Consider the following 20383-nt stretch of genomic DNA (forward strand, 5'->3'; position numbering starts at 1 on the left):
GATAGCTAACGACAGGCTGTTTATTTACACGAAATGTCTGGTCGTCGTTCGTCGGTAATCAAGTAGCCGTGGCGCGCTTTCATGAGATCGCGACTATGTTGAACGGGTGGCATCGTTTCCCAAGGCTGCCATTCCCTCCCACCTCATCGTCTTGGCGACCAAGCTCAGCGTATTGCTGGTCTCATGCCCCTGTTTCCTGAGCATCGTTGAGGGCACGTAGATCCATCTGTATGAGTCCGTGTTATCCATTTTTGGAGACAACTCATCATGGCTACTCTCTGTGAAATATGTAACGCCAGACCCGCTGTCGCGCGAGTGACCGTGTCGCAAAATGGTCAGGCCAGAACCATGTCAGTTTGCGACCACGATTACCGTCAACTTTTACGCCATCAAAGCATGTTGAACCCCTTCGACTCTTTGCTGGGCGGTGGCGTGTCCCGCTTTTTCGACAGCATTGGCGGAGCGGCGGAACAGGGGGGGGATGACTTAAGGCTCTCTGCGCATGTGCCTCGCGAATCTGTCGATGCAACTGATGCATTCAGCTCCCAGACGCTGGAAATCCTGCAACGCGCTGGAGATAAAGCCCATGAGTTCAACCGCAGCGAGCTCGATACTGAGCATCTGTTGTATGTGCTTGCCGATACCGACGTAGGCACAGCGTTGCTCAAAGAATTGAAGCTTTCTGCGGACGACATCAAAGGCTACATCGATCAACACGCTCAAAGGGGCGCAGCGGAGGCGCAGGCTCCGGTGGATCAGATGAGCATCTCGCCTCGACTGAAGAAAGTGTTCAATTTTGCGTTCCAGGCATCTCGTGATTTAGGGCACTCGTATGTTGGCCCCGAGCATCTGTTGATCGGGCTTTCCTCGGTGCCCGAAAGCATTGCCGGAACGCTGCTCAAAAAATACGGCGTGACCCCTGAAGCTTTGCGGCAGAAGGTGGTCAAAGTGGTGGGTAAGGGGGCTGAGGACGGGAGAGTCGAGACCCCCACGGGAACACCGACACTCGACAAGTTCGGTCGCGACCTGACGTCATTGGCTCGTGAGGGCAAGCTGGATCCCGTATTGGGCCGCGCGCTGGAAATCGAAAACACCATTGAGGTGCTGGCCCGCCGGAGGAAGAACAATCCGGTCCTGATCGGCGAACCCGGGGTTGGCAAGACAGCCATCGTTGAGGGGCTTGCACAGCGCATAGTAAAGGGCGATGTCCCGGAAATTCTGCGTGGCAGACGGCTAGTTGAAGTCAATCTGAACTCAATGGTCGCGGGCTCCAAATACCGTGGTGAATTTGAGGAGCGCGCCAAGCAACTGCTCGATGAAGTGGCTGCAAAGAGCTCGGAGCTGATTCTGTTCATCGATGAGCTGCATACGATCGTTGGCGCGGGGCAGGGAGGTGAAGAGGGCGGCTTGGACATTGCCAACGTATTGAAACCCGCACTGGCACGCGGGGAGCTCAGTCTGATCGGTGCGACGACGCTCAATGAGTACCAAAAGCACATCGAAAAGGATGCGGCGCTCGAAAGACGTTTTCAGCCCGTCCTGATATCCGAGCCCACTGTAGAACAGACCATCATTATCCTGCGTGGGCTGCGCGATAAGCTTGAGGCGCACCATCAGGTGACGTTCGCCGACGAAGCATTCGTGGCAGCGGCGGAGCTGTCGGATCGTTACATTACCTCGCGCTTTCTGCCGGACAAGGCCATTGACCTGATCGACCAGGCTGCGGCCCGCGTGCGCATCAGCGCCTCGTCAAGGCCCGCTGGCATTCAGGAGCTGGAAGCAGAAATCACCCAGCTCAAACGCGAACAGGACTATTCATCGTCGCGAAAACGCTTTGATGAATCCAAAGGCTTCCAAGAGCGCATCGGTCAAAAACAAGCCCAGTTGGGAGAGGAGACAGAAGCCTGGGAGCGCAAGACGGGTTCCGAAACCCTTGAGTCGATTGCCGAAGTACTCTCCCGTCTGACCGGTATTCCGGTAACCGAACTCACCCAGGAAGAGCGTCAGAAGCTGCTGAACATGGAAGACACTTTGCGTGATCGGCTGGTCGGGCAGGAAGACGCCGTGCTTGCGGTCAGCGATGCGGTTCGTTTGTCCCGCGCCGGCCTTGGACAGGCCAACAGACCTATTGCCACGTTTCTCTTTCTTGGTCCAACCGGCGTGGGCAAAACCGAATTGGCCAAAGCGTTGGCAGAGACGGTGTTTGGCGACGATCAATCGATCATTCGCATCGATATGTCGGAGTACATGGAGCGTCATGCGGTTGCCCGGTTGATCGGTGCGCCACCCGGTTATGTGGGATACGAAGAAGGTGGTCAGTTGACAGAGCGTGTCCGCCGCAAGCCCTACAGTGTGATTCTGCTCGACGAGATCGAGAAGGCGCATCCCGATGTGAGCAACGTATTGCTGCAGGTGTTCGACGATGGTCGTCTCACGGACGGCAAGGGACGTATTGTCGACTTCAGCAATACGATCATCATCGCCACCAGCAATCTGGGCTCACCCGTTATCATGGAGAATCTTGAGCGCCCGGAAGATGAACGCCTTACGGATAAAGCGTTACGTGATGAATTAATGGGAGTCTTGAAAGGGCATTTTCGTCCCGAATTCCTGAACCGTATTGATGACATCATCGTGTTCCATGCCCTTACCCGTGACAACATCAGATCGATTGTAGGCATTCAGCTTGATCGGGTCATTCGAACTGCGGCTGCCCAGAACATCACGGTGAAAGTGGCTGACACCCTCATTGATCATCTGGCGGATGTTGGTTATCAGCCCGAGTTTGGCGCGCGCGAGTTGAAACGTCGGATTCGCCAGACCGTCGAAACGTGGCTTGCGAAGGAAATGCTCGCTGGCAAGCTACAGGCCGGCGACAGCGTTGAGCTGGGTTACGACAAAGCGCGTAACGAAGTGCTCTTCAATAAGCTGGATGCGCCAAACGCCTCGGCAAACATGAGTCCGCCCGACCAGCCTGATGATCGCGTGTCTATCGCGGGGACAGGGACTTAGCTCAACGTGCTCCCGTCATTGGGTAGCAGGACTGTTGATGACGTCGTGCAATGAAGCACTGGATCCTCGGATGCCTGGACGAGCCCGGCAGACGAAGATGCGTTCTTGATGCAGGCTCAGGAGGTGCCTGATGCTGAAGCTTTTTTCGGGACTGACCACTTATCTTCCTCTCTGCATTACCGGTCCTGACGTGTCCGCCCCCAGTTGGAGGCCGCCATAGAATCGTTTCGTGGCCTGCTGCTGGCGCTGTTCTTTCTCGGCGTCGACATGACGCTGGATCTGCAAGTGATGGCCAGAAACTGGACGCTCATCACCTCCGGCGTGCTGTCGCTGATGGCGGTCAAGGCGTTGTGTATATGGCGTCGCGCTTCGCTAAAAGCAGCCACAGCGACGCACTGCATCCCTCCATTGATGGCACAGGGCGGCGAATTTGCGTTTGTGCCATTGCCAAGCGCTCAAACTCAGAGTCATCAGTACCGAAGTCAACGCCAACATGACGGCTACCGTGGTGCTATCCATGGCGCTGGAACAGCGCCAGCCTGGCAGGCTTCGCTTTCGGGTGAAAGCAACTCATGGTCACCCAGCCGTAGATCACATCGACCGGGCGTGGCGATGGTTGCGTGTATCAGTCCACTTCAGGACGCGGCTGTACTGCGAATTCCGGAACAATGTGAGTACCCAGCTCCTCAATGACATCCTCAGCAGGGCGCTTTCCGTATTTGAGATTCAGGATAACGTGGTCCACCCCGATCTCCTCAAGCGACTCCAGCAAAAACCGCAGATGGTAGCGTCCCAGTTTGAACCCTAAATGAATGCGGGTGGGCGGCGTGGATGGAGTCTCGTCGAGGTCGATATAAAGCGACTGAGCGAAGGGCTTATAGACGGCGCCACATTGCTTCATGACCTCACGTCGCCAGTCTTCAACGATCAGCCGCTGCATGTTCGGTATGCGTGGATAGTTGATCCATCCGAGGCTTTCGCGCGCGATCCAGTCCAGCGACTGGCGACTGTTTCCAGTCACCAGCATTGGAATGGATTGGGTTGTGGGTTTGGGAATCAAGTCAGCGCCCTGCATCTCACCACCGCTCCAGCGGATGGGTTCGAAGCTGGTGCTGTGGGCTTTCCTAATAACCTCGTAGTGCTCCCGAAAGAGCTCTCCACGCCTTTCGGGATCGACGCCGAAAGCTAAAAACTCCACCGGACGATCGCCGGAAGCCACCCCCAGAATCAAGCGACCTGCGCTCAGTTGATCGACGCTGGCAGATGCCTTGGCGGTATGCAGCGGATGGCGCAACGGTATGGCAATGGACGCAGTGCCAAGCGCAATCTCAGACGTATGCGCGGCCATGTAGCCCAGATAAACCCAAGGGTCGAACAGTTGGCCAACATCGCCGAAACCGGGATCCCGAAGAGGCACATCACGAAACCAGAGCGCGCAGAAACCCAACGCCTCCGCTCGTTTGGCCAAAGCGACCTGGTTGAGCATGCTGGGCATGTCCCCATCGAAAGCCTCCAAAGGGAAAAACAATCCAAGGCTCAAATGACCCTGAGTGAAGGTCCGGCTGAACCCTCGATGCTGCTGATAAGTAATGGTGCTCGGCCGATACATACTGATTTTCCTCAATGGGAGAACGTGAACAGCGGCCTCATTTCCAGAGGTGCTGCGGCATCGGTCGCTTGAGAACGACAGGTGGGGGAGTGCGTAAAACGTTTACCCGTTGTGCGGTAAATGTTGGTCGGGCGGGACGTATTAAGGAGCCAGTGGCTGGTGATACACGCGGGCAGGTCCAGATCGCGGCAAGCGGACAGTCAGAAGGGAATCTGATTGCCCCAGCCTTTGCCTCAACTGAGTAAAGGCGTGGGGTCATCCAACAAGCGTAGGCGGGTTTGCAATGAATCGCCATGCGGGTTGTGACGATGATTGCTACGCGTCGATGAATCAGCCGCGATCGCTGGCGGCGATACTGGCGCAGGGGATTGAGCGGGTTGAACAGATCACGCTCGCAATCATCGAGCGCAACGACAAGATCTCCATTATCAGCAACTAGAACCCAGACCAGCTCACGTCAACAGCCTGGGTTCACTGTTGCCGAGGCGGTCGGGCAGACTCCGATGCGGGTAGCGCATCGAGAGCACTGGGAATGATTCGGCCGTACCCCCGAAACTCTGCTTCACTCAACTATCTGGCGCGCTGGATCAGCGGCTACAGGCGAGCCATGCCGACAGCTGAAACCACACGTGCTGGAGCAAAAACCTAATGAAGAATCCGGCCCCCTCAGCCCCACTGCCTCCGAGATCGACGTTGAAAAGCCTTCGTGTCCAGTGGTCACTGATGAACGCCTATGAGCGATTCGAGCAGATCATCGTGCTGGCGCTTGGCGTGATGATCTCGTGCGTCATCGTCATTGCTTTGTTCCAGCTCTATAGACGAGTGCTGCCGCTGGTGGTAGGCGGCGCGATTGATCCCTTGGATCACGGCGATTTCCAGTTACTGTTCGGTTCGATCTTCACTGTATTGATCGCCTTGGAGTTCAAGCACTCCATCATTCGTCCGGCGTTCAGGCACGGGAGCATCGTGCAGCTGCGAACAGTGATTCTTATCTCGCTCCTGGCCCTGAGTCGCAAATTCGTGATTCTTGATTCCGCTTCAACGCCCGCCGCCACTATCGCTGCATTGGGGTTTGCAACGCTGGTCTTGGGGATCATCTATTGGTTGTTCACAAAACGCGGCAGATTGCCTGAGGAATAAAAGGCCCAGCCCTATTTCGTTGGGGATTACCACCACGTCCCACCAAGAGACGCCGTCGGGGTTTGACGAGTTCGAATCGTTTAGACGTGGTTGCAATTAAACACCCAGACTGTCGATGACCTCGATGAAGTTTCTGATCAGGGGTGATTGCTGGTTCTTTCTCCAGACGAAATAGATATCGCTTGAATCCAGACTGGGCACCTGGTCAGCCTGAAACGTGTGCGCCTGACTGGCAAAACGATCCACGTAACTCTCTGGTATGCAGGCGAAACCTATCCCTTGCGCGATACAGGCGAAGATACTCGGATACGATTCGATTTCCAGAATAGCCCGAGGCTGGATACCGCTGCTTTCCAACCAGTTATCGACCTGTTGTCTGTAGTGACACGTGCGACCGAATACATATAGTTCGAGCCCCGACAAATCTTGGGGAGTGGGCGAGGAAAGAGCTTTGGGCACTACTCTGATCAAGCGCTCACGAAACGCTAGTCGGCTATCCAGCAAAGGATGCTGGATCGGGCCGTCAGTAAGAATCAAATCAAGCTCGCCATCCATCAAAAGTCGCTCAAGGAATAGCGAGTGCTCCGGGCGAATGTGAAGTTCTACCCCCGGCGCCTCAAGGCGATAACGTACGAGGCGCTCCGGTAGATGATTGGCCAGCGCTACATCTAGCGCTCCGACGCGAAGCACTCCCTGCATGGAATCGTTTGAGAACAACGAGCGCGTTTCAGCTGCCAGGTCAATGAGCTGTTTGGCTTTTCGGTATACCAACCTGCCCTCGGGAGTGACCAGCAATCGGTTATTTTCGCGATTGAACAAAACGACGCCGAGTTGAATTTCGAGCTCTCGCAGTCTGGCCGTGATGTTCGACGGTACACAATGCAGCGATGCGGCTGCTGCGGCTATCGTGCCGTGGTCGACGACAGCGCAAAAAAAGCCCAGCTGCGAAAGTTTCAAGAGAATCTCCTTTTGTGATGGCCTGGCTCACTTCTGATCACTTTTAGTGATTGGCTTTGCAGCTTAACATTGTCCCGTCAAATGCATCCAGCCTTAAACAGACTGGCTATTGGCTGAGCACCAGAGCTGAAATCGGGCTTACGATGAAAGTATTTTTAGAGATGTTGGCTATGCAATGGCCGACGCTGCCGCGGAGAAGTAGATGCGCATACTGCATACCATGTTGCGTGTAGTGAACCTGGACAAATCCATTCACTTCTACACGAGGCTGCTTGGCATGAGCCTCTTAAGACGCAAAGACTACCCAGAGGGCGAGTTCACACTGGCTTTCCTTGGTTATGGTCCGGAGACCGATGCGGTCGCCCTGGAGCTGACGCATAATTGGGGACAAAACAGCTATGAGCTTGGTGATGCTTACGGGCATGTCGCTATCGAGGTTGAAGATGCAGACGCATTATGCAGCCGTGCTGCGATCATGGGATATCGCGTTCCGCGACCAGCAGGTGTTATGAAACATGGGCGTACGGTCATCGCGTTCATTGAGGACCCCAATGGATATAAGGTTGAGCTGATTCAAAAAGGTACGCAATTCGACTGAGCGAGCGCCGCGATCGCGCGATAAGGATCATTACCATATATCCACTCAACACCTCATTTGCATGAGGCTTGAAGTTTTAGGTGCATCATTGAATAAACTGATCCTCCACTGCCACATCTTCAAGCCGGTAACGAATCCTACCGCTTTAAAACAGCACCCTGACTGCCGATAAAAATATCAACTTCGCCGAAAACGCCGCATTAAAATGGCGGCGTATGGGCTCAAATAATCAGGATGCACTGGGTCGTTCGGAAACTCCTGTATGTTCTGATGCACGCGCGTATCTCTGATCCCCAAATTTGTCAGTGTCAGAAATCAATTACCCTTCATAATCCAACCTCTAATGCTATAACTGTCATTCAGGTCTCTTACGACGCGCACTGCGTCCCTCCCGTTTTTGTACGGGCCGATGACAACGAAGTTGTTTTCTCTGCGCGCCACTGACAATTGCATGTTCTTGATAGCTTTGGTTGCGCGATTTCGGCTGGGTGTATTCATCGCTATCTCGATGATCCATACGCCGATCAAGGACGTGGCGAGAGCAGTGTGTCCAACGGGAGGAACCACGTTTGCGCATGTCAAACAATGGCGTTGCAGTGTAATGAGCGACAATGGCCCTGTGCGAAAGAGGTGCCATTGAGGTTGGGTGTTTTTTTGCTAGCGATGAGTGCTAGGCATATACCGACGAGCGTAATCAGAACAGTGAGGGCGAGGGTCCATCTGGTCTTCTTACTCCATCCGGCAGGATTTATCGTGGCGGCACTGTCGCTTTCTTCAAACGGGGTGGGCCGCGACCCACTCTTTGAGATGAGCAACAAAGCTCAGGACAGTCGGAGCAATGTTTTCTCTTGAAGGGTAGACCGCATAAATTCCCACCGGCGGCTCAATGGCCCAGTCGGACAATGCCTCCACCAGAGCGCCTGAATCAAGATCATCTCGTACATGCCAGTCCATGAGCAGCGCTATTCCATGTCCATCTATCACCATCTGGCGAACCACTTCCCCAAGACTGGATGAAAACCGTTTGCGTATTTTGCAGGTTTTTTTGATGCCTCCCCGGGACATGGCCCAGCTGGAATCCTTACCAACGATCAGCCCGTCCAGCATGGCCAGTTCTTTTGGAGAGATAGGCATGCCCTGTTTTTCCCAATACTGGGGGGCGGCGCATATCAGACGTCGAGAGGCAGCAACTCTTTGCGCGATCAGGGACGAATCGGCCATCACGCCGTGCCGAATCGCAAGATCGGTACCATGGGCGGCCAGATCAACCAGTTGATCCGTTGGATGAAGATCGACGATGACGCCAGGGTAGCGTTTGAGATAACTGCTTACGACGCTCGATAAATAACCTTGGGCAAATGTCGCGGAAGCGGTTATGCGCAGATGACCGGTAATCTCGGTCTTCTGGAAAAATCCTCCCTCGGCCTTCTCGACGCTTTCGAGGATGCTCAGGGCATGCTGATAAAGCTTCTCACCGTCAGAAGTGGGGCTGAGTTTACGGGTGGTTCGGTTAAAAAGTCTCCGGCCCACGCTGTCTTCAAGGGCCAGAAGACGCTTACTTCCACCCGCAGCTGTCATCCCCAGCCGTTCGGAAGCCGCACGGATGGATCCCTCTTCAAAAACGGCAACAAACAAACGCAATTCATCGATGGAATCCAGCACTTATTACCAACCAACAGGACCGAAAGATTCAACAACTCTAACGTACTTATCCAATTTTATTGATGATAATTTGGTGGCCTATAGTTCCTCGGAGTTAAACCCTTGAAAGCCATTGTGATAAATCAGCATGGTAGCTCAGACCTTTTTGTCGAAATTCAGACGGACAATCCCCGCGCGCGAGCAGGTCATGTGATTGTCGATGTGCGGGCGACAAGCGTGAATCCAGTGGACACGAAAATTCGCCGTGGCAGCGAAGGTACGGCTGGTCTGACTTTCCCGGCCACTCTTCACATTGATGTTTCAGGGGTGGTCAGCTCCGTCGGTACTGGCGTGACTCGCTTCAACCCAGGCGATGAAGTCTATGGCTGTTTCGGCGGCTTCGTGGGGATTCCCGGTGCGCTGGCAGATCAGATGGAGGTCGATGCCAATATGCTGGCGCTAAAACCCACGTCACTCTCTTTTGGCGAAGCAGCAAGCTTGCCGCTCGTGGCGATTACTGCATGGGAGGCGCTGATCGACCGTGCTTCGATCAAACCCAATGACAATGTCCTTGTACATGGTGGCACCGGCGGTGTAGGGCACATAGGGATTCAATTGGCCAAGGTTCTGGGAGCCAAGGTATCGACGACGGTTTCCACACCGGAAAAAGCGGAAATTGCCCGTCGGTTGGGCGCCGATGAAATTATTTTTTATAACGGCGAGACGCCTGAGGAATACAGTCAGCGAATCACTGGAGGAAAGGGATTCGATACGGTCTTCGATACCCTGGGCGGCGAGGTCTTACAGAACTCGCTGAAAGCCGCGAAGCTCAAGGGCCACGTCGTCTCGATCATCGGTTACGACACCTACGATCTGACCGAAATGCACTTCAAGGCATTGAGACTCGACCTGGTATTTATGGCTGTTTCGATCATTCATAACCAAGACCGCAAGCACCATGGCGAGATCCTGCAAAGACTGGCTGCCCTGGTTGATCGCGGCTTGGTCAAGCCACTGATCGATGAGCGCCATGATTTCACTGCTGCGGGCGTCAGTGCGGCACATGATCGCCTAGAGTCAGGTCGTGCCATTGGCAAAGTCGTCATTGAGCGAAAGGCTTAGTCACGCCGACACAGGATCGTGTGCACCGGGCCTAGAAGACAGTGACTCAGTCTTCCCCTGCGACGAGTTCATGTGTGTCGTGCCGATAACCTGGATCTCGACCAGGCCGCCATCTCGCAGCACCGCGGATTCAAATTGTTGGTCGCACGGCCGACGGCATGGATATCTTCGATACACCCGTGCCAGCCAATGCGCTCTCTCTTTATAACGCCCACAAGCAGGAGGTTTGATGACCACCCCTTTGACACTGATTGCCACTTTGACCGCCAAGGCCGGGTTTGAAGCCGAACTCGAGGAGACGCTGCAGCGCCTGCAAGGCCCGAGCCGAGCCGAAGCGGATTGCATCCAGTACGATTTCCATCGTGATGCCGAGCAGGCTCGCACTCTCCACATGATCGAACAGTGGCGCACTGAAGCGGCGCTGACTGCTCACGAAGCGACACCGCATTTTCAGGCCGCGCTCCCTTTCATCGAGCGTGCTGCTGAAAAACTCACCATCACGAAAATGTATCGCATCTCCTGAGGTTCTTCGAATGAAAGCCATTGCACACTTCAAATGCCTGCCTATCGAACATCCCAACGCTTTGGTGGAGATCGATATACCCGAGCCAGTGACGAAGCCGCGCGACCTGCTCGTAGAGGTAAAGGCCGTATCGGTCAATCCTGTCGATACCAAGGTGCGACAGGGCTACGTACCGCACGAAGACGAAAGCCAGCCCCGTATCCTCGGATGGGACGCTACCGGTGTGGTCAAGTCGGTCGGCAGCGACGTGACGCTGTTCAAGCCTGGTGACAGGGTCTGGTACGCCGGATCGTTGATCCGCCCGGGCAGCAACAGTGAGCTGCAACTGGTGGACGAGCGTATCGTCGGTTCAATGCCCCAGTCGCTGGATTTCAGCCAGGCTGCGGCATTGCCACTGACTTCCCTGACCGCCTGGGAGTTACTCTTCGATCGCCTCGGTGTTGCAAGTGATACCACCGACCGGGGCGAAACGCTGCTCATCGTCGGCGCTGCGGGCGGGGTGGGTTCGATCCTGACTCAGTTGGCGCGTCAACTGACCGGACTAACAATCATCGGCACGGCTTCGCGCCCGGAAACCCAGGCTTGGGTCGCCGAGCTGGGTGCGCATCACGTCATCGACCATACCAAGCCACTCAGCGAAGAGCTCAAGCGCATTGGCATTGGACAAGTCAGCTATGTCGCAAGCTTGACCCAGACTGATCGGCACTACGAGCAAATCATCGAATCACTGAAGCCTCAGGGCAAGCTGGGCCTGATCGATGATCCGGCCACGCTTGACGCTGTACCGCTGAAGCGTAAGAGCCTGTCGTTGCACTGGGAGCTGATGTATACCCGCTCGCTTTACGAAACCGAGGACATGCAGGAGCAGCACAACATCCTCAACGAAATTGCGCGGCACGTTGATTCGGGTCTCTTGCGCACCACTCTCGGCGATAACTACGGACGCCTCAGCACAGAAAATCTTCGTCGTGCCCATGCTCTACTGGAAAGCGGCAAGGCGAAAGGCAAGATCGTTCTGAAGGGCTTCTAAGAGGTACTACAGAAACGACTGGGTAATCTCCAGCTCCAGGTACCCATTGCGCAAACCGTGTTGCTTCAGGCGCTTGGACACGCACGGAAAGCATCGAAGCCCGAGACTGCCGGGCCGCGATCGGCCTCAAGCAACGCGATAAAGACCAAACACAGCGGAGCCATGGGGCCCTCCTCACAGACAGCTTTCGACCCATAGCGGCCTCTCGATCCCACCGCGTCGCAGACTCCGATGACCAATTCGTCGACCCTCGTCGCGGCGTTGTCCAGCAGTGTCGTTTGCTGAGGAATCAGATTCGCTGGTCTCCCACGGCAGGCAACCCATACGCGACGTCGAATGCGTTCCTCGCGCAGGGTAACTGGAATCGGCCTCACGCCAGCTTCCACGACCTCTTAGCTATCTCGCGGATACGACTGAACAACGTGCTGGGCTCATACAGCTAGACGGTCGTGCGCGATCTCTCGCCCTGACCGCGTGCGGCTGCCGGCCCTGACTCGGGCGCTGACTGAGATTGCATCCGGTGCCTATCTGCCGCTGCCGTCGCTGGGCTTCCATCGCGGCCGCAGGGCGGACCGTGCGCGGTATCGCCGTTCAACACCTCCAGGTAGCCCTCCTCGATATTCAGCCGCTCGACTAGAAAGTCGACGAAGGCACGCACTTTCGGTGACTGCACCTGACCGCGCGGGAACAGTGCATGCAGGTCGAGGTCCGTGCCACGCCAGCCGGTGAGCACGCGCTGCACCAGACCCTGCTCGACGAACGCCCGCACAAAGACGTCACTGGTCAGCATCAGGCCTTCTCCATCCATCATCACAGTGCGAAGGGCGCTCGGATCGCTGGCGATCACGACGGGGTCGACCGGGAACTCGCGCAGCTTGCCGTTTCCATCATCGAGGGTCCAGGCGAAGCCGTGGGCGCTTCGGTGATTGGTCTGCACGGTTGCCCGGTGGTTAATCAAATCGTCGGGATGCAGCGGCTCGCCGAAACGCTCGATGTAACCGGGGGTGGCGTAGATCGCGGTACGGAACACGGCGAGCTTGCGCGCCGCCAGGTTGGAATCCGCCAGCGTGCCAACGCGCATCGCCACGTCGATTTCGCCGGCGATGATGTCGACCTGGTCGTTGCTCAGCAGCAGTTCCACGCGAACGTCCGGATGGCGTGCGTGGAATTCGCTGAGTAAGGGCGCGACCCAAGTGTTGCCCACCGGATGAGATGCAGTCACGCGCAGCCAGCCTCGCGGCCCGCTCTGCAACTCACTGACGGCGCTCTCCGCCTCGTCCAGGTCGCGCGCAATGCGCTGGCAATGCGCGAAATAGATGTTGCCCGCCTCGGTCAAGCCGAGCTTGCGGGTTGTGCGATGCAATAGCTGCGCACCCAGTCGCTCTTCCAGCTCCCGCACCTTACGACTCACGGTCGCCTTGGGCATGTGCAGCGTGTTCGCGGCAGCCGTGAAGCTGCCCAACTCCACAACCTTGACGAACACCAAAGTGTCATTGAGATCTCGATTCATGGAGCATTCTAGCGATTATTCCATTGATGGAACAATTATTCACAAAAAGGCCGACTAATACACTGGCAGCGGCTGCACTACATTGGTCTCAACAGCAAACGGAGGTCACTGCCTCCACCGCTTGAGCCAAGGATACGAACATGAACAGACTAACTGGCAAGACCGCGGTAATCACCGGTGGCGCGACCGGCATCGGTCTCGCGGCGGCAAAGCGCTTCATCCAGGAAGGCGCCTTCGTCTTCATCTACGGCCGTCGGCAGGAAGCGCTCGACGCTGCCGTGGCCGAGCTTGGTCCAAAGGCCCGCGCCATAACGGGCTCGGTCTCCGATGAGGCCGACCTAGACCGACTCTATGTGGCAGTGAAGGCCGAGCGCGGAACCCTCGACATCCTCTTCGCCAATGCCGGCACCGGCAGCCCACTCAAGCTGGGCGAGATCACCGCCGCCCATATCGACGAAACCTTCGAAACCAACGTGAAGGGCACCATCTTCACGGTCCAGAAGGCGCTGCCGCTGATGGGCGAGGGCGGTTCGATCATCCTGACCGGATCGAGCGCCGGCACCACGGGTGCTCCCGAATTTACCGCCTACAGCGCGAGCAAGGCGGCCGTGCGCAACTTCGCTAGGACCTGGGCAGAGGATCTGAAGGGCACCGGCATCCGGGTCAACGTGCTGTCGCCTGGCGCTACGGCAACCGAACTCGCGAAGGCGGCGCTCGGCGAGGAAGGCCAGAAGTCCTATGGCGCGATGACGCCCCTGCTGCGCATGGCCGAGCCCTCGGAAATCGCGGCGGCAGCGGTGTTTCTCGCCTCCTCGGACAGCAGCTTCATGACCGCGAGCGAACTCGCTGTCGACGGCGGCCTGGCGCAACTCTGACCCACGACGCGTCGGCGCTCCGTTCGATGGTTCGGAGCACCGCAGGGTCTGCTCAATAACGAACATTAGAAAGGCAAAATATATGAACAACCATAGTGCACAAAAATTGGCGGGAAAAATTGCGGTCGTGACCGGTGGAAGCAGCGGGATTGGCCTGGCCACGGCCAAGCGCTTCCTTGAAGAAGGTGCGCACGTCGTTATCACTGGGCGAAGGGAGGACGAACTGAAGGAGGCGGCAGCCACCTTGAAGGGAAACGTTACGACGGTCGTGGGCGACGTGTCCCGCCTGGAAGATCTGGACCGGCTCTTTGCTGTCGTGAAAGAGAAGCATGGTCACATTGATGTGCTCTTTGCCAATGCGGGCGCGGGTACGGTCGCGCTGCTGGAGGCCGCTACCGAGGCTCATTTCGACCAGACCTTCGACGTGAACGTCAAGGGCACCTTCTTCACGGTGCAGAAGGCCCTTCCGCTGTTCAGAGACGGCGGCTCGATCATAGTGACCTCTTCGGTCACCAACGTCCTGGGAACGGCTGGATTCAGCGCTTACGGTGCAAGCAAAGCGGCTGTGCGCAACTTCGTGCGTGCCTGGACGATGGAGCTGAAAGATCGCCAGATCCGCGTGAATTGCATCAGTCCCGGGCCCACCGAGACGGGCGCTTTGCAAAAGACGGCGGGCCTTACCGCCGACCAGGCCAAGGAAGCGGCCGCCCAGTACGCCTTGCAGATTCCCATGGGTCGCTGGGGCAAGCCGGAGGAAATCGCGGCTGCCGTCGTATTCCTCGCTTCCGAGGAAAGTTCGTTCGTCACGGGTATCGATCTTCCCGTCGATGGCGGCCTGGCGCAGGTCTGACCCCAGCGCGGCCCCTTGGCTGGCCACCCTAGCGGCAAGCCGTGGGGCCGCGCTTATCCAAGCAGGATCCAACCCAACTCAGAGAAAACTCCTATGACCTATTCAATTATCGGCTTCGGCCCTATCGGCCAGGCACTGGCCAAGGCGTTTGCCCGCAAGGGCATCGACGTATCCGTGGCCACCGCGCGCGACCCGGAAAGCTTTGCCTCCGTCGCCGCTGCGATCGGTCCCACCATCCTTCCCAAAACACTGGCGGAAGCGGTCAAGGCGGACATCATCTTTTTGGCCGTCCGTTTCGACTCGCACCAGGATGTCGCCAACGCGCTGTCGACCTGGAAAGGCAAGACCATCGTCGATGTAACCAACACCCAAGTGCCCACAGAGGAACTGGGAGGACAGCCTTCTTCCATGGTCGTTGCGCGGTCCTTCACGGGTGTCAGGCTGGTCAAAGGCTTCAACCATCTGGGTGCATCCGTCCTCGCCCAGGATCCGGCCGTGCATGGCGGCAGGCGGGTCGTGTTCCTGGCCAGCGACGATGACGAGGCCGCGGCCGAGATCGGCGCGCTTGCAGAAAATCTCGGTTTCTCGCCGGTCCAACTTGGCAGGCTTTCCGAGGGCGGGCTGCTGGTCCACGCACGCGGAAATAGCTGGGGTCGACTGATCTTCAAGGACCTCGTCACTTTCGCCGGTTGAGCAGGACGTACCCAACGATAACAACACAACGAACGCGCTCGGGTCGAGCGCAAGTCGACTCGATCGACGCGGAGAAATCCCCATGAATACCGAGAAAAACGTCCAGACCGTGAAGGACTTCTTTGCGGCCATTGGCCGCGGCGACAAGGACGGTCTGCTGGCGCTGGTCGCCGAAGACATCGAGTGGATCATCCCGGGCGAAGACTGGCCTCTGGCCGGTACGCGCCACGGCCATGCGGGGCTTGCGGATTTGCTCGAGACCGCATCCAGGTCGATGGAGACATCCACCGAGCCCCGGGAGTTCATCGCGCAGGGAGACCGGGTGCTGGTCGTCGGTTTCGCCAAGGGGAAGATCAAAGCCACCAATAAGACGTTCGAAGATGACTGGATCTTCGCCATCACGGTCCGCGACGGCAGACTGACGAAGATCCGCGAGTACATTGACACGCAGGCACTGGCACGAGCCTCGCAGATCGACGCATCCGGGCTCACGTAGCAAAAACCGTTTGGGGCCCCTCGCCATTCGAATACCAAACTTTGTAGGAGGTCCCCATGTACGACACATCCAAGCTATCCGAGTTGATCCGCTTCGCACGCGTTGATCCAGGCGCCACCGTCATCGACGTTTACCCGGGCGACGGCGACTGGACGCGTCTATTCTCTGACGCCGTGGGACCCAACGGACGGGTCTATAGCTTCGTGCCTGCCGAAGTCGCCCACTTCAAGAACGATCCTGTCGGCAACATGCGTACGTTGGCGAAGGAGCCGGGCCGGGCAAACGTCTAGGCGGTTTCGGCGAACCTCGTGGCCATGCCGGAAGTCACGCAGCCCGCGGATGTCCTGTGGATGCACCTGTTCTACCACGATCTCCACACCGCGCTGGTGCAGTCCAAGGACGCGACGGCGGCCGACTTCAATCGCGCCATGTGCGATAGGGTCAAGCCGGGTGGGTACTACGTCATCGTCGACCACGCCGCCGCTGGCACAGCGGGCACCAGTGTTGCCCAGTCGCTGCACCGGATCGACCCCGCCTCCGTTCGGAAGGAGGTGGAGGCGGCCGGCTTCCTGCTGGACGCGGAAAGCAACATGCTCGCGAGCAAGGATGATCCGCGATCAGTCAAGGTATTCGATCCCGCGATCAAGGGCGAGACCGATCGCTTCGTCTACCGGTTTGTGAGGCCGTGACGGCTGCCAGCGACGGCCGCTTGGCGGGGCACACTCCGGCCACGACGAACGTCTCTTGTTGGCCGAATGCTGCCATTCACGAGGGGCGGCTTTGGGTCGAAAGCAGCCGGTCGTGGCTGACCGCTTCCGACCTAGATCGGCCGCTCGTTGAGGTCAGCTAGCGGCCAAAAGAAGACAGTCAGCGCCCTGACTGATCACGCAATGCATCGAGAAGCAGACGAAAAGCCGGTTTGTGTTGGCGCCGGCTTGGGTAGTAGAGGTGATACCCGGTGACGGTGCCAGTCCAGTCCTCCATCAGCCGCACCAGGCGACCTTGTGCCAGATCCTGCTCGACCAGATGCTCCGGGAAGTAGCCCAGTCCGGCGCCCGCCCTGACAAAATCACGCATGAGCCAGATGTTGTTACTCACCAGATGCCCGTCGGCGCGTACTTTGATTTCTCTCCCGTTTTTTGCGAAAGGCCAAGCCCACAATCCTCCCGAGGTGGGCTGGCGCAGGTTGATACAGGCGTGCTCGGTCAGATCCTGTGGCGTCAGTGGTTCAGCGCGGTGTTCGAGATAGGCGGGGGCGGCCACCAATGCCAGGCGAAAATCCCGGCCGATGGGCATGCTGATCATGTCCTGAGCCAGCTGCGCCCCCAGGCGGATACCGGCATCGAAGCGCTCTGCAACGATGTCGACCAATGCGTAGCTGTCGTTGATTTCGACCTTGATGCCCGGATAGTCGGTCATCAATTGCAGCGCAGCCGGGGCAAGGACGAGATGGGTTGCGTGCTCCATGGAGGTGATGCGCAGGCTACCCGCCGGCATGCCGCTCAGTTCGCTCAGCTCGTTGAGGCCTGACTCGATCCCGTCAAAATGCGGCCCGATGCTGTCGATCAGGCGCGCGCCGGCTTCGGTCGGTGCGACGCTGCGGGTACTGCGGGTCAGCAATTGCACACCCAGGCGCGATTCCAGTTTGGTGATGGTGCGGCTCAGCGCAGGCTGGGAAACGCCAAGCTGCGCCGCCGCTTTGGTAAAACTGCCTTCACGGGCGACCCGCAGGAGGGCCAGGAGGTCGGTGACATTGTCGCGCACGATTGATGCTCTGCGGTTATAGGTCTATTCCAACCATACCATCTAATCATTTGTAGGCAGGATGGCTAGAGTGTCGCCTTCGCTTCGCGGCACTTTCAGGAATCATCTTTTCCATGAGCAAACAAACATTCGATGTGATCATTTTTGGCGCTACGGGCTACACCGGTCGGCTGGTCGCTGAATACCTCTTCGCTCAATACGGCGTCGACGGCCCTGTTAAATGGGCCATCGCCGGTCGCAGCTTGAGCAAGCTGGAAGCCATTCGGGACAGTTGGGCAAACGCCGCAGCGCTGCCGCTGATCGTGGCCGATGCCCAAGACCGCGCGTCCGTGCGCGAGATGGTTGCCGCGACCCGGGTCGTGATTACCACCGCAGGGCCGTTTTCGGTTTACGGCTCGGACCTGGTGGCAGCCTGCGCCGAGTCGGGGACGGACTACGTCGACCTCTCGGGGGAGATTCCCTGGATTGCCCAAATGATCGGCAGCCATCAGGCTCAAGCCCAGGCATCGGGCGCGCGACTGGTGTTCTCCTGTGGTTTCGATTCGGTGCCGTTCGACCTCGGCGTATGGTTCACCCAGCAGCAGGTCATGAAGAAGTTCGCTCGCTACGCGCCTCGGATCAGGGGCCGCGTGCGCAGCATGCAAGGCGTGCTCTCCGGTGGCACGTTCCTGAGTGTCGATGCTGTGGTTGCAGCCGCGGCGCAAGATCCCGCTCTCGGTGAACTGGTGGCCGATCCGTTTGCCTACACACCAGGATTCAAAGGCGTCGAGCAACCTGATGACCAGACCCCCTACCAGGATGAACTGGCTCAGACCTGGGTCGGGCCTTTCATCATGTCGGGCATCAATTCCAAGGCAGTGCATCGCACCAACTTGCTGGAGGGGCACCTGTGGGGCACGTCGTTTCAGTACGACGAAATGCTGATGCTTGATGCACAACCGAGCGAAGACGATGAGCTTGGCCTGGCAGGTTTCTCCTTCAATGAGGGCGGTCATCCGCAACCGGGGCAAGGGCCGACACAGAAGGAGCTTGATGCAGGCTTTTATGATGTGTTGTTCATCGCAGAACTGGCAGACGGTCAGGTGCTCAAGGCATCCGTGAGTTGCGACGAGGATCCGGGCTACCTGTCGACCTCCAAGATGTTGGCCGAGTCAGCGATGGCGCTGGCGTTCGATGTGACACGTGAGGAGACCCCGGGCGGTTGCTGGACGCCCGCGGCGGCGTTGAATGAGGCGTTGCTCAAACGCCTGACTGAAAAAGCCGGACTGAGGTTCACAGTCGAGGGTTGATTCTATGGGCCGCTAAAAAAGCTGAATGTCTTTGACGTTCAGCTTTCAGAGTCTTCAGCCCTCTCAACAATTAGCCCTCTCAACAAAAGGTGAACCATGAATCTGCCAAACCGTATGAACTACATCGAGATCACCGAACCCGGTGGCCCCGAAGTATTAAAGATAATGCAGGCCGATGTGCCGACGCCCGGTGATCACGAGCTGCTGATCCGGGTTCACGCCGCCGGCATCAATCGTCCTGATGTCATACAGCGTTCGGGCAAATACCCGATGAAACCCGGCATGACCCCTGTGCCCGGGTTGGAAGTGGCCGGTGAGGTCGTTGGGGTTGGCGCAAAGGTGGCCAACTTCAAGCTGGGCGACAAGGTATGTGCGCTGACCAATGGCGGTGGTTACGCCGAATACTGCGTTGTGGCGGCCACCCAATCATTACCGGTCCCCGACGGCGTGGACATGATTCAGGCCGCGGCCATTCCGGAAACATTCTTTACCGTGTGGGCCAACCTTTTCGAGCTGGGCCGTGCCCAAAAGGGCTGCACCGTATTGATCCATGGCGGCACCAGCGGCATCGGCACGACCGCGCTGATGCTGTGCAAGGCCTTGGGGATCAAGGCTTTTGCAACGGCCGGCAGCCAGGAAAAGTGCGACCGGATCCGCGAACTGGGTGGCGAAGCGATCAATTACCGCGAGGTGAACTTCGCTCAAGAGATCGCCCGGCAAACCCACGAGAAGGGCGTGGACGTCATTCTCGACATCATGGGCGGGAGCTATTTCGAGAGCAACGTAGCGTCACTCGCACGACGCGGTCGACTGGTCATTATCGGCTTTCTGGGCGGCAGCTCCGTCAAAGACTTCAATCTGCTGGCGTTGATGGAAAAGCAAGGCTCGGTGACAGGGTCGATGATGCGTTCGCGCAGCGCGGAGGAAAAAGCCGAGATTGCTCGCGCCGTACTCGCCAATGTCTGGCCGCTGCTCAGTCAAGGCGAATGCCTGCCGATCATTGACCGTGTTTTCCCTCTCGCCGACGCAGCACAAGCGCATCAGCGAATGGAGCAGGGCGACCATATCGGCAAAATCGTGCTGAAGGTGGTGTGAACGGGAATCGCCCGGTGCGTGTCATTAACTGCCGCCGGGCGTTGTTCTTTTTTTGTTTGAGGTGTTCGTGGTTGTGTGGGGGCGAGCGGCTGCCTTGGGTCGAAAGCAGCCTTCCGCCATTGACCGCTACCGACCCGAAGCTACCCTTCAAGGAAGGGCAGTAGCCGCCTTTAATCTGA

General features: G+C 57.6%; 20 protein-coding genes. 15 read left to right on the plus strand and 5 right to left on the minus strand.

Annotated elements, in window-relative coordinates; all coding sequences use genetic code 11:
- Positions 1 to 264 precede the first annotated feature (264 nt).
- Positions 265 to 3012: an ATP-dependent Clp protease ATP-binding subunit gene (locus IFT47_RS09355; RefSeq protein WP_407073234.1), complete on the plus strand. Its 2748-nt coding sequence runs from the start codon at positions 265 to 267 to the stop codon at positions 3010 to 3012.
- A gap of 625 nt (positions 3013 to 3637) precedes the next feature.
- On the opposite strand, the gene IFT47_RS09360 is transcribed toward IFT47_RS09355, so the two are convergent.
- On the minus strand, positions 3638 to 4621 hold the full coding sequence (locus IFT47_RS09360) for an LLM class oxidoreductase (protein ID WP_192172903.1): 984 nt from the start codon (positions 4619 to 4621) through the stop codon (positions 3638 to 3640).
- A 283-nt stretch (positions 4622 to 4904) separates the two neighbouring features.
- On the opposite strand from IFT47_RS09360, the gene IFT47_RS09365 reads away from it, so the two are divergent.
- Together IFT47_RS09365 and IFT47_RS09370 are read left to right on the plus strand one after the other, a co-directional pair.
- Entirely contained in the window at positions 4905 to 5060 is a 156-nt protein-coding gene (locus IFT47_RS09365; RefSeq protein ID WP_192172902.1) for a hypothetical protein, read from the plus strand.
- A gap of 209 nt (positions 5061 to 5269) precedes the next feature.
- Positions 5270 to 5761: a phosphate-starvation-inducible PsiE family protein gene (locus IFT47_RS09370; protein WP_197983862.1), complete on the plus strand. Its 492-nt coding sequence runs from the start codon at positions 5270 to 5272 to the stop codon at positions 5759 to 5761.
- Positions 5762 to 5857: 96 nt separating this feature from the next.
- Here IFT47_RS09370 and IFT47_RS09375 read toward each other — a convergent pair whose 3' ends face one another.
- Positions 5858 to 6718 (minus strand): LysR family transcriptional regulator, encoded by an 861-nt coding sequence (locus IFT47_RS09375; RefSeq protein WP_192172900.1) that lies wholly within the window; start codon positions 6716 to 6718, stop codon positions 5858 to 5860.
- 202 nt (positions 6719 to 6920) lie between these two features.
- Here IFT47_RS09375 and gloA point away from each other — a divergent pair, with 202 nt between their 5' ends.
- Positions 6921 to 7316 carry a lactoylglutathione lyase gene (gloA, locus tag IFT47_RS09380; protein ID WP_192172899.1) on the plus strand — a complete coding sequence of 132 codons (396 nt, stop codon included), beginning with the start codon at positions 6921 to 6923 and terminating at the stop codon, positions 7314 to 7316.
- Positions 7317 to 8090: 774 nt separating this feature from the next.
- Here the strand turns inward: gloA and IFT47_RS09385 are convergent.
- A complete protein-coding gene (locus IFT47_RS09385; RefSeq protein WP_192172898.1) occupies positions 8091 to 8978 on the minus strand; it encodes a LysR substrate-binding domain-containing protein in 888 nt (295 codons plus the stop codon).
- A 102-nt stretch (positions 8979 to 9080) separates the two neighbouring features.
- Between IFT47_RS09385 and IFT47_RS09390 the strand changes: the two genes are divergently transcribed.
- From IFT47_RS09390 to IFT47_RS09400, 3 genes are all read left to right on the plus strand, one after another.
- Positions 9081 to 10079 carry a zinc-dependent alcohol dehydrogenase family protein gene (locus IFT47_RS09390; RefSeq protein WP_192172897.1) on the plus strand — a complete coding sequence of 333 codons (999 nt, stop codon included), beginning with the start codon at positions 9081 to 9083 and terminating at the stop codon, positions 10077 to 10079.
- A 229-nt stretch (positions 10080 to 10308) separates the two neighbouring features.
- Positions 10309 to 10602: a putative quinol monooxygenase gene (locus tag IFT47_RS09395; RefSeq protein ID WP_192172896.1), complete on the plus strand. Its 294-nt coding sequence runs from the start codon at positions 10309 to 10311 to the stop codon at positions 10600 to 10602.
- Positions 10603 to 10612: 10 nt separating this feature from the next.
- Positions 10613 to 11632 (plus strand): zinc-binding alcohol dehydrogenase family protein, encoded by a 1020-nt coding sequence (locus tag IFT47_RS09400; protein ID WP_192172895.1) that lies wholly within the window; start codon positions 10613 to 10615, stop codon positions 11630 to 11632.
- 439 nt (positions 11633 to 12071) lie between these two features.
- Here the strand turns inward: IFT47_RS09400 and IFT47_RS09405 are convergent, their stop codons facing one another.
- Positions 12072 to 13142: a LysR family transcriptional regulator gene (locus tag IFT47_RS09405; RefSeq protein ID WP_192172894.1), complete on the minus strand. Its 1071-nt coding sequence runs from the start codon at positions 13140 to 13142 to the stop codon at positions 12072 to 12074.
- A gap of 140 nt (positions 13143 to 13282) precedes the next feature.
- Between IFT47_RS09405 and IFT47_RS09410 the strand changes: the two genes are divergently transcribed.
- The 6 genes from IFT47_RS09410 to IFT47_RS27370 all read left to right on the plus strand — a co-directional run bounded on the left by IFT47_RS09410 (position 13283) and on the right by IFT47_RS27370 (position 16745).
- Positions 13283 to 14017 carry an SDR family NAD(P)-dependent oxidoreductase gene (locus IFT47_RS09410; protein WP_192172893.1) on the plus strand — a complete coding sequence of 245 codons (735 nt, stop codon included), beginning with the start codon at positions 13283 to 13285 and terminating at the stop codon, positions 14015 to 14017.
- 82 nt (positions 14018 to 14099) lie between these two features.
- The gene (locus tag IFT47_RS09415) at positions 14100 to 14867 is read left to right on the plus strand and encodes an SDR family NAD(P)-dependent oxidoreductase (RefSeq protein WP_192172892.1); all 768 of its coding nucleotides are present in this window, start codon (positions 14100 to 14102) and stop codon (positions 14865 to 14867) included.
- 93 nt (positions 14868 to 14960) lie between these two features.
- Positions 14961 to 15560, plus strand: a complete 600-nt coding sequence (locus IFT47_RS09420; RefSeq protein WP_192172891.1) for an NADPH-dependent F420 reductase — start codon at positions 14961 to 14963, stop codon at positions 15558 to 15560.
- 82 nt (positions 15561 to 15642) lie between these two features.
- Positions 15643 to 16056: a nuclear transport factor 2 family protein gene (locus IFT47_RS09425; protein ID WP_133776318.1), complete on the plus strand. Its 414-nt coding sequence runs from the start codon at positions 15643 to 15645 to the stop codon at positions 16054 to 16056.
- 56 nt (positions 16057 to 16112) lie between these two features.
- Positions 16113 to 16346 carry a hypothetical protein gene (locus IFT47_RS27365; protein ID WP_197983860.1) on the plus strand — a complete coding sequence of 78 codons (234 nt, stop codon included), beginning with the start codon at positions 16113 to 16115 and terminating at the stop codon, positions 16344 to 16346.
- 24 nt (positions 16347 to 16370) lie between these two features.
- A complete protein-coding gene (locus IFT47_RS27370) occupies positions 16371 to 16745 on the plus strand; it encodes a class I SAM-dependent methyltransferase (protein ID WP_197983858.1) in 375 nt (124 codons plus the stop codon).
- Positions 16746 to 16923: 178 nt separating this feature from the next.
- On the opposite strand, the gene IFT47_RS09435 is transcribed toward IFT47_RS27370, so the two are convergent.
- Positions 16924 to 17823 carry a LysR substrate-binding domain-containing protein gene (locus IFT47_RS09435; RefSeq protein ID WP_192172959.1) on the minus strand — a complete coding sequence of 300 codons (900 nt, stop codon included), beginning with the start codon at positions 17821 to 17823 and terminating at the stop codon, positions 16924 to 16926.
- Between the two features lie 110 nt (positions 17824 to 17933).
- Between IFT47_RS09435 and IFT47_RS09440 the strand changes: the two genes are divergently transcribed.
- A complete protein-coding gene (locus IFT47_RS09440; RefSeq protein WP_192172890.1) occupies positions 17934 to 19109 on the plus strand; it encodes a saccharopine dehydrogenase family protein in 1176 nt (391 codons plus the stop codon).
- Between the two features lie 96 nt (positions 19110 to 19205).
- Positions 19206 to 20204, plus strand: coding sequence for an NAD(P)H-quinone oxidoreductase (locus IFT47_RS09445; protein ID WP_192172889.1), 999 nt, complete (start codon positions 19206 to 19208; stop codon positions 20202 to 20204).
- Positions 20205 to 20383: the final 179 nt, after the last annotated feature.

Source organism: Pseudomonas sp. CFBP 13711, from assembly GCF_014842265.1.
Lineage (GTDB): Bacteria > Pseudomonadota > Gammaproteobacteria > Pseudomonadales > Pseudomonadaceae > Aquipseudomonas.

Coding starts and splice junctions, on each gene's coding strand:
- IFT47_RS09405 (WP_192172894.1), bottom strand. CDS start 13,142: ATGAATCGAGATCTCAATGACACTTTGGTGTTCGTCAAGGTTGTGGAG.
- IFT47_RS09410 (WP_192172893.1), top strand. CDS start 13,283: ATGAACAGACTAACTGGCAAGACCGCGGTAATCACCGGTGGCGCGACC.
- IFT47_RS09365 (WP_192172902.1), top strand. CDS start 4,905: ATGAATCGCCATGCGGGTTGTGACGATGATTGCTACGCGTCGATGAAT.
- gloA (WP_192172899.1), top strand. CDS start 6,921: ATGCGCATACTGCATACCATGTTGCGTGTAGTGAACCTGGACAAATCC.
- IFT47_RS09400 (WP_192172895.1), top strand. CDS start 10,613: ATGAAAGCCATTGCACACTTCAAATGCCTGCCTATCGAACATCCCAAC.
- IFT47_RS09370 (WP_197983862.1), top strand. CDS start 5,270: ATGAAGAATCCGGCCCCCTCAGCCCCACTGCCTCCGAGATCGACGTTG.
- IFT47_RS09420 (WP_192172891.1), top strand. CDS start 14,961: ATGACCTATTCAATTATCGGCTTCGGCCCTATCGGCCAGGCACTGGCC.
- IFT47_RS09425 (WP_133776318.1), top strand. CDS start 15,643: ATGAATACCGAGAAAAACGTCCAGACCGTGAAGGACTTCTTTGCGGCC.
- IFT47_RS09360 (WP_192172903.1), bottom strand. CDS start 4,621: ATGTATCGGCCGAGCACCATTACTTATCAGCAGCATCGAGGGTTCAGC.
- IFT47_RS27370 (WP_197983858.1), top strand. CDS start 16,371: ATGCCGGAAGTCACGCAGCCCGCGGATGTCCTGTGGATGCACCTGTTC.
- IFT47_RS09440 (WP_192172890.1), top strand. CDS start 17,934: ATGAGCAAACAAACATTCGATGTGATCATTTTTGGCGCTACGGGCTAC.
- IFT47_RS09415 (WP_192172892.1), top strand. CDS start 14,100: ATGAACAACCATAGTGCACAAAAATTGGCGGGAAAAATTGCGGTCGTG.
- IFT47_RS09395 (WP_192172896.1), top strand. CDS start 10,309: ATGACCACCCCTTTGACACTGATTGCCACTTTGACCGCCAAGGCCGGG.
- IFT47_RS27365 (WP_197983860.1), top strand. CDS start 16,113: ATGTACGACACATCCAAGCTATCCGAGTTGATCCGCTTCGCACGCGTT.
- IFT47_RS09445 (WP_192172889.1), top strand. CDS start 19,206: ATGAATCTGCCAAACCGTATGAACTACATCGAGATCACCGAACCCGGT.